Genomic DNA, 12,433 nt, shown 5'->3' on the forward strand with positions numbered 1-12,433 from the left:
GCTTCTAAACGAAGTGAAAGTGGGGGTAGTTCAATAGTTAGTTTAATACCTATGGGAATGCTTATTGGTTGTATTATCGGTTTGATTTTCGGCATGTTCTACCCGTATTCTTTATTGCTTACAGTTAGTTTAGGAGCTGGAATAGGCTATTTATTTGGATTTTTTGCTTATGAAATTTATAGCAAGACAGGCAACAATTATTCATAATCGAGAAACAGACGCGATTGTGGCATAAACGGGGCAGGACATATTAGTCATGTAAAATATGTCCTGCCCTTTCATTTATTCATCAACATTATTAACCTGACTTCTCTCCCCCTAAAAAATAACATTGTCAACAGACCTTAAATTGGTTATTATAAAAGCGAATATAACAGGAGATGAGCAGATGAATATAAACGAAAAGAAATCTTTTTCAAAAGTTTCTCGCCGAAAATTAGTCGATGAAGTGTTGGAACGTCTACAAGAAAAAATCTTTTCTGGCGAGTATGAAGTTGGTGATCGCCTTCCTACAGAGCCGCAATTAATGGAAGAGTTAGGTGTAGGGCGTTCGACGCTGCGAGAAAGTGTAAAGATATTAGTACATGCTGGCATATTAGAAGTTCGACAAGGACAAGGTACCCGTATTGTTTCACTAAATACAACGCAAGATTCATTTGAAAAGCGACTGCAAGCAGCTAATATTAATCATGTGTATGAAGCACGAAATATGTTAGATAAAGAAGTAGCGATGTTAGCGTCACAGCGCCGAAGCGAAGAGGATCTTTTATACTTAAAAGGACATTTAAATAAAAGAAAAAATGCCCTTCAAGAAGGAAATTATGTAGCATACATAGATGCAGATATTCAGTTTCATCTAGCCATTGCAAAAGCGAGTAAAAACGAAGTTCTACTTGATTTATATCAATCTTTCGTACCTGCCCTTCGCCACATTTTAAGCCAATTAATATTAAATACAGCGAACTATGAAGATAACTCTAACATTCATGAAAAGTTATTCCAAGCTATTTTAAAACAAAATGCCGAAGAGGCTCGAACATACGCTATTCAAAATTTGGAGCTGAAATAAGCTCCTTATATATTACACTTAAACATCAGATGATATACTCAATAACATCTGATGTTTATGAGAGGAGAAAAGCAAATTGAAGCATCGAGAACGAACTTATTTGTATATACTAGCACTATTTTTTGCTTCTATTAATTTACGTATCGGAATTACATCTGTTTCACCTTTATTAGAAACAATCCGACAAGACTTAAATATAAGCAATTTTTCCGTTAGTTTTTTAACAGCAATCCCTGTTTTTTGTATGGGGGCATTTGCCTTATTAACCGGGAAGGTAATAAAAAAATTCGGGGCAGAAAAAGCAATTATGGCTTGCCTTATTTTAATTGGCTTTGCAACATGTATGAGAGCTTTTACCTCTTCCATTTTCACCTTATTCACAAGCTCTCTATTTATCGGCATTGGAATTGCACTTGCAGGCCCGTTACTATCAGGTTTTATTAAAGAGAAATTCCCTACGAAAATCGGCTTAATGATTGGAATATATTCAGTAGGCATGGGAACTGGCGCTTCTTTAAGTGCAGGATTAACGATTCCTTTACAACATGTATTAAAAGACGATTGGAATATGGCGCTCGCTTTTTGGGGTGTACTTACTATTATCGCTATTATATTTTGGTATCCAGTTATGAAACGAAAAAAGAATACGAGCACACGAGATAAGAAGAATAATAGCTTACCTTTAAGAAATAAAAAAGCATGGTTGTTTACAATCTTTTTCGGACTACAATCAGGAATCTTTTATTCCATTACTACTTGGCTTGCGCCAGCAAATCAAAGTATGGGCGTAAGTGGCGAACAAGCAGGTACTCTCATAACTGTTTTTACAGTTATTCAAATGATATGCAGCTTTTTAATTCCAACATTAGCGGATATTTATAAAAACCGAGCACTTTGGTTATTAGGAAGTATATGCTTTGTACTCGTAGGTTTATCGCTTATGATTTACCCATTAACTCCGCCATGGATTCCTTCTATTTTACTAGGTATCGGGCTCGGCGGCGTATTTCCACTCGCTCTCATGCTACCGCTATATGAAACAAAAACTTCAGAAGATGCGAGTGCATGGACTGCTATGATGCAGTCAGGAGGATATATTATGGGCGGATTCATTCCTGTCCTAGCAGGAATTGCTCGTGACTATTTTAATGGTTATACGCAAGTTTTTATTATAATGGCACTTTTAAGCCTAATTTTATTCATGTTAACTTTAGTCATGAACAAAAAGAAAGTAGAAGCGAAAGATCTTATAGCTTAAATAAAAAGAATGGGATTTTTCCTAAAGGATCAAGCTCATTCTTTTTACTTCTACAACTTGAAAACAAAAAAAACCCTCAAAGCATAAGCTTCAAGGGGTGAGCCTGTTTTTTTATTCTATTATATACGTACAGCTGTACCACTTACAGCAACCATTAACATTCCATCACGAACAACTTCATAATCTACGTCAATACCAACGATAGCGTTCGCACCTTTTTGTTTTGCAAGTTCTTTCATTTCGTCCATCGCGATATCACGAGCTTCTTTTAACTTGCTTTCATAAGAACCAGCACGACCACCGACAACATCACGAACTGAAGCAAATAAATCACGAACAATATTTGCACCCATAATAGCTTCACCATTTACAATATCAATATACTCAATAATTTCTTTACCTTGGATTCCAGACGTTGTTGTTACAATCATGACTGACACTCTCCTAATAACTTATAGTTTTTTGATTAGCTTTCTTATGTCTTTATTATGACATGGAAAAAGTATCTAATCTATTGAATTACCTTACATGAATGTGACAATTTTGTAAGAGTGAAATATTATTCTACCTTTTCCTTACAATAACTACCTAAATTAACAGAATATTGTTATAATTAAATTAGAGGAGGAGATAAAATGAAAAAAATCACTTACATATGTGCTCTAAGTGTTCTATCTTTAACTTTAATAGGTTGTACAAGCACTTCTACTACAAACAATACTCCAAAAACTAAGCAAGAAAATACGAAAAATGCCATTCAATTAAACTCTGCAGACATTACAAATATTGAGTTACTTAGAACAACAAGTAATACTAGTTCCAAATCTCAAACAGATAACGAGGAAATGATACAATCAATTGCTTCAACAGTCCAAAACGGAACACCGAAAACAATCACATTAGATCAAAAAAAGAGAGCATCTGCGCATTCTACTATAACCGTTACACATAAAGATGACTCAAAAGAAGAATTTCTTGTTTGGGTTGATAATAAGGAACAAATTACGATTGCTAAAGATGAGAAGAAGGATAAAGTAGAAGCTGTGACGGTGAATATTAAAGGCGCTAAGATAATGAAGGACTTTTTTAAAAATGATAAAACGTAAAAGGATCTCCATCAACTTAAGGATTCAAAATTAGCACAAAATTTTGTTCAGAAACACTATAAAATTTCAGCCTAATAGGTCAGTGGCAAGACCGTATATTATTAAACTTAAAATGTTTCAAATCGAAGGAAGACACCTTATAAGGTGTCTTTTCTTTATTTTCAAAAGGACCTGCTCCATTCATAAATGCATAAAGTAAATTGAATCCGTTAAAACACATGAGTGAACCTTTGTTTTCCCCCTCCTATCTAAAGGAGGAACTGTTATGGGCTTTGGTGGTAGTTGTGGCGGCTGTGGCTTCGCTGGAGGATTTGCTTTATTAGTTGTATTGTTTACATCGTTGGAGCTGCTTGCTTCTGCTAAAAAACTATCGGAAAAGACACTCATGTGAGTGTCTTTTCTTCATGAAAAAATCCCCGAGCTAAACAAAAAATAAAATAAGCTGGCCATATGGACAGCTCATTTACATAATTATCGAAAGCGGAAGTTAAAAATTCTTAGTTTCTTGCTCAATTAAAGCACTACATTAATCTAGAAATTCAAGTAATTTCAATTCTTCAATTATCATTGACTTATATTTGATAGCTTCATACTGTGAATTATCAATTTTTGTCTTTTTTATATTTAACATATCAAATATTTCTCTTTCAATATCTCTTCTTGCTTCTAAGACTTTAATTGTTCCGTCTAAACCGTGATAGCCTTTCATTTTCGCATACCCTTGATTTGTATAATACTCAATAAATCCAGCAGACCATTCTTTTGCTCTTTCATTAAATACCTTTCTGAATGAGAATTCCAAATCATCTTGTTCTATATAAAACAATACTGGATTTAATTTCTCTATGATTTTCGCTAATGCATTAATATAACTTATAACTTTCTCTTTTTTTTCACCATATTTAACCATTCCGATTGTTAATGGATTTTGTATGAAGCAACATTCAAAAATATAAGTTTTATTTTCGTTGTTGGCTATTTCAACAAAATCCCTCCATTTTTCAGTTATTAATTCAATATTCCTCTCTAGCGGTAATTCATATATATCATTTTTGAAAATGGTATTTAATAAATTTTCAGGAAAATTAGAGCTGGATTCATTTTTAATTTTTTTATATGGCAATAAATAATTGTTTCCTCGCTTCGTGACTCTATCACTAATTACTTCCCTAAAATTACCACTATTCACTAACAAACTTTCGAATTCACTTTTATCAAAACAAGATACCCCATCATAATCAGCAGGGTGGTCTGGATTCCCTTCAAGAAATAACTCAACCTCAATATTTTTTTCAATTAGAATATCGTAAAGCAAGTTTGCAGTGGTGGATTTCCCAAAGCCAGGAAGCCCTTCTACTATGATTAATTTTGTATTCAAAAAAATCTACACCTTTCTAAGACAAAATAAAAAGTTTTAAATTAAAAATAAATTGTCCACTGAACTCACCCTTACCTCTTTTTCTAAATTTTACCATCTTAATAATGTGGTAGTAAAGAAGTTTTTCTTGTATATCGTATACATAATCGGTTGACATAACGTCTCATTATCGGTAGCAAGGACAAGGGGGAATCCCATTTTCACAGGGGAACCTCCTTTTTTGTTCTATCGATCTATGTATTTTATATATATTCCTATTCTGTCGCGGTTTTAGAGTTCTCGTTTGTTACTGGATTAGCCAAAAAACTGTATAAAATCTTGCATGCTCTTAGCGGGGTACCACCAACAAAACGCGATTTCGTACGCTAAGAAAACAGCCTTGCTACATAGGTAATGTAGCAAAGCTGTTTTAAGTTGTTTAATTCTCGCTCCACTATCGGCTTTGTTAACTAACACTTTAATTATTTTAACAGCCTTTTGTTTAATTCCCACAAAGCCGTTTTGTTACTATCCCATTTTAAAAGCGTTACGGCTTCCTCAAAGCACAGCCATTTATAATTGAAGTGTTCTTTAGATAACTTAATATTTTTTGTAGGAACTTTAACTCCAAAAGAAAATTCTTTTATTACATAAACATCTTCGCCCCAAAGAAATTCACCAACTACATCCTCTACTGGTAGTGAAGATACAGAATCTAGTTTTATATATGGACTTTCTCTTGTAATACCAGCCTCTTCAAACGCTTCTCGTTTTGCTGATTCAATAGGAGTCTCACCATCTTCTCCACCACCAGCTATTCCTTGCCAATAACCATAATCACTTCGATTAAAAATGGCATATTGAATGGAATCGTCAGTTTTTATATAAGGAAATATCAATACTTGATACGGTGCTCTCATTGCTTAACCTCCTTCCGAAAAAATATGAACAATTTATTCACTAACTTGCTATTTTAGTAAATAAAGTATTTGCATTTAAACTTTATAAAACTCAAATGTATTTTTTTCTAAACATATTGTTTCATTGGAATTTTTGATAATAATATTAAAACGTTGACTATACGGATGCATAAACACTTCATACTGAATCCGACGTTCTTCATGAGACTTCCTTAAGTAATTAATATCGGCTCCTCTTTCAATAATATCACGGCTAGACCTTCTCATTAATTCTGTTTCTCCATCTGTATAGAAGTAAATTTTCAAATCAAATAAATTTGGATTAATAAATGCGACACTCATTCCTTCTACAATCGTCACCTTATTTTTCGAAGAAATTAACTCACTTTTTATATAATGTGTATCCATTGTATAAAAATCTAAACCAGCTCTTACCATTTGAACATCTCTTTCTAATGCAGACAAATGATGGGCTGATGGATGACAAGCTGTCATTTTGTCATAATGATTTTCATTCTGATATGTATAGTGGATATTTGTATACTTTCGTACATTTGAACTAACAATGTATGGATCTGTATTAATATAACTCACTTTATTTTGATTTAATTGGTTTATGAGCTTATTGGCGAACGTTGTTTTTCCGGCAGCACCGTGTCCTGAAATGCCAATAACAATCTGTTCATCGGTCATACTGATCCAATTTATAATTTCTTGTAATAACTTTTTCATTATTCTCCCCCTGTTACTAATATACTCCCCTTATTTATATTATCTTAATATAGAGGTATCCTACTGTAAAATCATGCGTGAAGTGAAAAAATGGTATGATTATCCATCATATCATCTCTATTTTTAAAAAACTATATTAATTTTCGAAGGATTTTATTGTTATTTAGGGTAGTACCACATGCCCATCAAGCTAACCAAGTACACCATTTACAAATTCAAAAGAATCCCCCTCAAAGCATCAACTTTAAGGGGGTCCTCCTAGTATTTTCTCTCTTCATACAATCGATTTGCTTTATATGAGAAAAAGAAAAACATACCAATCGCAGCTGGGATAAACAACCATGAAATGCCCCTCATTAATGCAAATGGTGTTTCAAATAAGAATGATCCTAAAAATGCTGCACCGTGCATATCCCATAATCCTGGTGTATAGTATAAGTCTTTCGGATTTAAAATCGCTCCTAGATCAATTGTATCATTAAACATGAATAGGATTAACAGCGGTAAATAACATATCGCCACTTCTAAAAATGTCTTAGATAGACGCTTATACTTCCCTGCTCGTGACATTTGATCTGAAAAGATGTCATCTTCACTTTCCTCATCTACCTTTTTAAAATATTGCGTACCAGACCACCATTTACCGGCTATATGCTTCCAGCCACTATCTTCAAATAACGTACAATAATTAATAAAATCACTTCGTCTATTAAATACTCTATGGTCTATTTTAATTTTCGTATCTTCCGGTTCTGCGATTTTAAATCTATAACCGAATGTATCACTTTTTAGTTGATAGCCTTTCCAAGCCATCTCTTCTAACCATTTCTCCTCTTTCTCAAAGTCTAAAAAGAATTTCAATCTCCACATCATCGATTCCCCCTAACTATACATTTAATAAGCTTTTTGTAACTCCAACAATGTGCTGCATCCTCATAAAGTCTAAATGTAATACTTCTTTCCCTCGTTCAGTAATGACATACACTTTTCTTCGTTTATCTTCACTTTTTACCGACTCTATTAATTGTTGCTTTAATAAATTTTCAACCGCACCATACAATGTACCCGCTGCGATTTTCACTTGATGATTACTAAGTTCCTCCACCTTTTGCATAATTAAATATCCATGTGCTGGCTCTAATAAAGCTAAAAGAACGTAATACGTTGTTTCCGTTAATGGTAAATTTTTATCTCTATTCATAAAGACCTCCAATGTAACGATAAATATATAGTCAAACTATATAGTTTGACTGTACAGTTTCATTTTATACAGTATAACTGTATATGTCAAATTTAGGTACAAAAAAACAACCTAGATCTCATAGGATCTAGGTTGCTTTTTTACATAAACGTAATCGTCACTAAAGAATATCCTTCTTTCGCATTATACGGCTCAGCTTTATAAGAAACACGGTTCGCTCCTTGCGGATAACCGATTTCTCCAATTACTTTTTTCACATCTTGCAATGCACCATCCATTGATTGTTTATAAAGGATTTCAATCTTTGCTGACTTTGTGCTATAACGTTGCTGCATTTTATTTTTGAATTCATTATAGTTATTTGCAATATATTCATTTCCTAAATAATTTAACTTTGTATCTTTTAATATTTGCTGATATGCAGGGGCTTTCGCACCACCCGCCGCAATTTTATTTGTTAATGTACTATAATAGTTTGTTGTAGCTTGCGGATAATCCTCGCGGTTCCACTCATGATTTCTTGCGATTTGCTCATCTGATAAATTGAAATAGGAATACGTAACGCGGCCTTGTTCATCTGGTACAGGATCATCGAATGTTGTATCAAGATGGTACCATTTGTTATCGATTTTAACTAAATTCCAAGCATGAGGCTGACCGTCTCCAGTTCCTACTAAAAAATGATTCTCAATTCCAGCTTCTTTTAATAATTGATAGGTTAATAGTGTGTAACCTTGGCAAACGGCAGAACGATTCGCGAGTGCCTCATATGCTGTATACGCTTTATAAGACGTATCGTAAGAGACATGTTTTACTACGTAATCATGAACCGCCTTCACTTTTTCATGATCATCCATTCCCGTTTGAATAATAGAAGAAACGATCGCTTTCGCTTGTTTCATTACATACTCTGTTTGTTCTTTCGTTTCGCGATATGTAATATTTAGCGTAAATGTATAATTTCCAGGTGATCCAGATAGTGAGTATGAAATATTCGATCTATTATAATTTGTATATTCATTTTTATTTGCGACTTCTTCATATGCGTTAAAAAGTGTATTCATAACTTCTTTTGTATTATTATTTTTCGTTTTATATGGAAGTGTAATGTTCGTTTCATACGTATTAATACGTGTTTGCACTTCATTTTTGAATGCTGTTAATAATGCCGCATCTTCTGTATCTTGCACCGCAACCTCAGGCTTTTTATATTTCAATGCATTATATAAAAACTGTGCATACTGTTCACGCGTTACCGTTTTAGCTGGTTCAAATTTTCCGTCTCCTGTACCAGATGCAATCCCGTTTGACTGCACCGCACTAATCGCGTTTTCTGCCCAAAACCCATTTGGAACATCATTAAATGTATGTTTTTGTTTAGCTGAAACTTGGAACGCATTTTTAATAATTTGCGCCATTTCTGCACGGCTAACAGAATCTTTCGGTCTAAAACCGCCATTTCCATCGCCTTTAAAAACCCCCAATTTTGTTAACGTTAAAACCTCTTCCGGAAACATTGTAGAACCTGAGCGAATATCACGATACGGATTATTTAAAGTAGACCCATCTTTTAATACATAACGAGCACCATCATTACTAAACGTACCACCTTGCTTATTCGGTACTAACACACGATAAATTAAAGCTGCAACTTGCTCCCTCGTCGCAACATCACCAAAACCAAACATCCCATTTCCATAACCTGAAATAATATTTTTACTCGCTAAGTCTTTAATCGCAGGATAGGACCAGTGCGATGTAGGTACATCCGAAAAAGCACCCGTTTCAGCAGCTTTCACATCACTGCCATTTGTATATAATAAAGCACCACCAATAAGTGATAATGATGTAATTGATTTTAATAGTTTTATGTACATAATGCATTCTCCCAATACGTCTTCTATTTTTGTTATTTTTTGTCAAAAAATCTAAAAGAATATGACAAAACACATTATACAATTAAAACTTTTCGGAGGATATATTAAATTTCAAAATATGCAAAAACTCATATTGTTATATTTTTCCGTATTAATATTATGCTATTTTACTTACGAATATATAAATAAAAAGGAAAATACTAATGTAACATTCATTATGCATAGCGCTTTTTGAGATTTTATCGAAAATGAATTTTATATCTTCCTTTTCTACAATAAAAAGAGAGCTGCCCATAAGTCGGTTTCACCAACTTACGGGGCAGCTCCTCTTAGTTTCCCCTTATTCTATCGATGAATCCAAACTGCACCTGCAGACTTGTCTTCAGCTTGACCTACTACTTCAAACTTCAATCCTAGTTTCGGCAACTTACGTCCTGCATCTGGAATCATGCTGTTGATGTACTGCTTAGAATCATCAAATTTTGCAACTCCTGGTAATCCTTTATAGTCAAAGATACCGCGAGTTGGCGAATTCACTTTCCATGCTGGCGCTTGATCAAATGAGAATGCCGCATCGGCAATTTGATAACGCGTACTGCTCTTCACAGTCGGTTGTCCGTTTAATGTCCCTACAATTGCCTCTGGATGAGAATCTACTACTCCTAAGAATCCTTCACCTGGATGAACGCCTACCCAGTTATCTGTAAAGCTTTGATCCGCATACCATACAACCATTCCTGTATTAAACACTGGACCACGCGCATGTTGTAACGCCGTGTCAGAACCAGCGTAATTTCTCCACTCTACATAGTAGTTATTTTTTTTCTGTTCCAATCCGTTAGATACAGTAAATCCTTTTAACGTCATTGCTGGCTGGCCTTCTGCATCATCAGAGAAAACAACTTTGCCATCTACAGTTAATGCAGCATTATCTAACGCAAATCCTTTATAAGCTACTGCAATATCTGTTAAATACTCAAATTGCAGTTTTACTTTTTTCCCTTTGAATTGGCTTAAATCGTAAGTTTTATCAACCCACTTACCATCAGTTGTATCTGCGCCGCCTTTTACATCTTTTTCGCCCATTCTATCAATACGTGTCTTCGTTCCATCTTCCGCAATCGCATTTACATCAAGGAAATCATACTTCGCTTCAAGTTCGTAGAATGCCTTATAATCGAACTTAGCATTCGTTGCATTTGTTAAGTCAAATACTGGTGTCTCAAGTGTTGTATGAATGTCATTTCCTTTTGTACTGTAATAAAACTTCTTACCAAATGCCGATTCGATATTTTTGATATCTTTGTCCGGCAAGTTAACACGAACGATTCCTGGTCGTTTTGATTTTGTAACACTTTGATCTAAATATGTTGCAACACCAACTCCCGTGCGAAGTTTATCATAATCTACCTCAACGATATTCGCCCAGTTGCCCTTCATATTCTTTTGGAAAAACTCTTTATTTTGTGGTGAGAAACTCGTTGGCTCTGTTCCTGCAATTTTTCCAGCCCAGCTGCCGCCGCTCATAATAGACCATGACTCAACAGGTTCACCTTGTCCTGAATACTTTGTATCGTACTCATCTGGTAAGCCTAAATCATGACCATACTCATGCGCAAACACACCAACCGCTCCATCTTCAGGCTCGATTGTATAATCGTATGCAGCCATCTTTCCGCCCCAATTCGAAACAGAAGATTTTGTGCCATCAATCGCATATGGTTTTGATCCAAGTTTTGAACGATGAGACCAAATCGCATCATCTTTCAATTTACCGCCGCCAGCTTCTTGACCAACGCCAGCATGTACAACCATTAAATGATCAATAATGCCATCTGGCTCGTTTTTATTTCCATCACCATTTTGATCGTATTGATCAAATTGATCATAGTCTGCTAAATTAATTCCTTTTGCTACCGCTGCTTTTAATGCTTCTTTCACAAAATCTTTTGGCCCTAAAGGACCCTTGTTATCATGACCAGTGCCCGCATCCGAACCGTAATCTGAAGCTTTTCCTGGAACAGTAAGCCATTCCGTTACAGTTCCATCAACTGTGTAGCTACCACCAGATTGTTCTTCATAATATTGTTTAAATGTGTTAATCTTCGATCCATCAAATAACGTAAATGGTTCATCACCAAATAACATTTTTTGATAATGTTCACGATTAAAGTCCTTAGAATACATGTATCCTGGCTCTTGATCAATATTGTTATGCTTAAAATCGCTAAATTCTACAAGTAAAACAAGTACTTTATCTTTTCGAACAGCACCGTTGTACTCTTCTTGCTTCGCTGGTGCAGTAGGTACTTTTCCATTTAATTTACTAGAATTCAATCCTGCATCTTGTCCAGCTACCGGTCCTACTGTGGGCTGCTGCGCCTGTTCATTTTCCTTCATTTTTGCATCTTTTACTTTTTTCATAAAATCAGAAGCTTCTTGCGTAAGACTATCTCCTGTCAAGATTTCTTTACCAGGGTTTTCCCCTTTCTTTTTCTCAACATATTTCTCAACAGCCTTTGACGTCTCAGCTTGTGATGCAGATTGATCAATTACCCCCCGTTGTTTTAGCGCTTCTGCCAAACGCTCATCTGGTATTAGATGCTCATCTATTGGTAGAGATGATGTTGTTGGTGTCTCAGCATACGCCGCATGACTTCCAAAAGCAAAACTACTACTTAGTACTGCCGCTGTTGCTAAAACTGATAATGGTTTTAACTTCTTATTCTTTTTCAATGCATTTCCTCCCCAGTGTCTGCGAATTATCGTTTTTTTTGCCGATAGAAACATAATATTCTCTTTATAGAGAATATTCAATCTTTTTCAACAAATAAAATGTTGAGAAATATTTTTTCGTGCAGGGTGGGATACGTAGGATAAAAAAATACAAAACTTCTACTAGTTTATGTTTTG

General features: G+C 34.7%; 12 protein-coding genes and 1 pseudogene. 5 read left to right on the plus strand and 8 right to left on the minus strand.

Annotated features, from left to right (window positions below):
- The first annotated feature begins 51 nt into the window (after window positions 1–51).
- From QCI75_RS21770 to QCI75_RS21780, 3 genes are all read left to right on the plus strand, one after another.
- Entirely contained in the window at window positions 52–207 is a 156-nt protein-coding gene (locus tag QCI75_RS21770; RefSeq protein ID WP_353761150.1) for a hypothetical protein, read from the plus strand.
- Window positions 208–388: 181 nt separating this feature from the next.
- Window positions 389–1,069, plus strand: a complete 681-nt coding sequence (locus QCI75_RS21775; protein ID WP_353761151.1) for a FadR/GntR family transcriptional regulator — start codon at window positions 389–391, stop codon at window positions 1,067–1,069.
- 76 nt (window positions 1,070–1,145) lie between these two features.
- A complete protein-coding gene (locus QCI75_RS21780; protein WP_144508556.1) occupies window positions 1,146–2,327 on the plus strand; it encodes an MFS transporter in 1,182 nt (393 codons plus the stop codon).
- A 119-nt stretch (window positions 2,328–2,446) separates the two neighbouring features.
- Here QCI75_RS21780 and QCI75_RS21785 read toward each other — a convergent pair whose 3' ends face one another.
- Entirely contained in the window at window positions 2,447–2,758 is a 312-nt protein-coding gene (locus QCI75_RS21785) for a YbjQ family protein (RefSeq protein ID WP_000637510.1), read from the minus strand.
- Window positions 2,759–2,962: 204 nt separating this feature from the next.
- Between QCI75_RS21785 and QCI75_RS21790 the strand changes: the two genes are divergently transcribed.
- Window positions 2,963–3,433, plus strand: coding sequence for a hypothetical protein (locus tag QCI75_RS21790; protein ID WP_144508557.1), 471 nt, complete (start codon window positions 2,963–2,965; stop codon window positions 3,431–3,433).
- Window positions 3,434–3,698: 265 nt separating this feature from the next.
- Window positions 3,699–3,796: pseudogene (locus QCI75_RS21795) on the plus strand (YjcZ family sporulation protein).
- Window positions 3,797–3,959: 163 nt separating this feature from the next.
- Here the strand turns inward: QCI75_RS21795 and QCI75_RS21800 are convergent.
- The 7 genes from QCI75_RS21800 to QCI75_RS21830 all read right to left on the minus strand — a co-directional run bounded on the left by QCI75_RS21800 (window position 3,960) and on the right by QCI75_RS21830 (window position 12,256).
- Window positions 3,960–4,811 (minus strand): P-loop NTPase family protein, encoded by an 852-nt coding sequence (locus tag QCI75_RS21800; protein ID WP_144508558.1) that lies wholly within the window; start codon window positions 4,809–4,811, stop codon window positions 3,960–3,962.
- Between the two features lie 461 nt (window positions 4,812–5,272).
- A complete protein-coding gene (locus tag QCI75_RS21805; RefSeq protein WP_001202613.1) occupies window positions 5,273–5,710 on the minus strand; it encodes an NUDIX hydrolase in 438 nt (145 codons plus the stop codon).
- A gap of 75 nt (window positions 5,711–5,785) precedes the next feature.
- Window positions 5,786–6,442 carry a uridine kinase family protein gene (locus QCI75_RS21810; RefSeq protein ID WP_341307503.1) on the minus strand — a complete coding sequence of 219 codons (657 nt, stop codon included), beginning with the start codon at window positions 6,440–6,442 and terminating at the stop codon, window positions 5,786–5,788.
- Window positions 6,443–6,700: 258 nt separating this feature from the next.
- On the minus strand, window positions 6,701–7,312 hold the full coding sequence (locus QCI75_RS21815; protein ID WP_353761154.1) for a DUF2812 domain-containing protein: 612 nt from the start codon (window positions 7,310–7,312) through the stop codon (window positions 6,701–6,703).
- A 16-nt stretch (window positions 7,313–7,328) separates the two neighbouring features.
- The gene (locus QCI75_RS21820; RefSeq protein WP_002134744.1) at window positions 7,329–7,643 is read right to left on the minus strand and encodes a PadR family transcriptional regulator; all 315 of its coding nucleotides are present in this window, start codon (window positions 7,641–7,643) and stop codon (window positions 7,329–7,331) included.
- Between the two features lie 140 nt (window positions 7,644–7,783).
- Entirely contained in the window at window positions 7,784–9,520 is a 1,737-nt protein-coding gene (locus tag QCI75_RS21825; protein ID WP_353761155.1) for an S-layer homology domain-containing protein, read from the minus strand.
- Window positions 9,521–9,865: 345 nt separating this feature from the next.
- Window positions 9,866–12,256 carry an immune inhibitor A domain-containing protein gene (locus tag QCI75_RS21830; RefSeq protein WP_353761156.1) on the minus strand — a complete coding sequence of 797 codons (2,391 nt, stop codon included), beginning with the start codon at window positions 12,254–12,256 and terminating at the stop codon, window positions 9,866–9,868.
- Window positions 12,257–12,433 lie beyond the last annotated feature (177 nt).

This window comes from Bacillus cereus group sp. RP43 (assembly GCF_040459645.1).
Lineage (GTDB): Bacteria > Bacillota > Bacilli > Bacillales > Bacillaceae_G > Bacillus_A > Bacillus_A mycoides_C.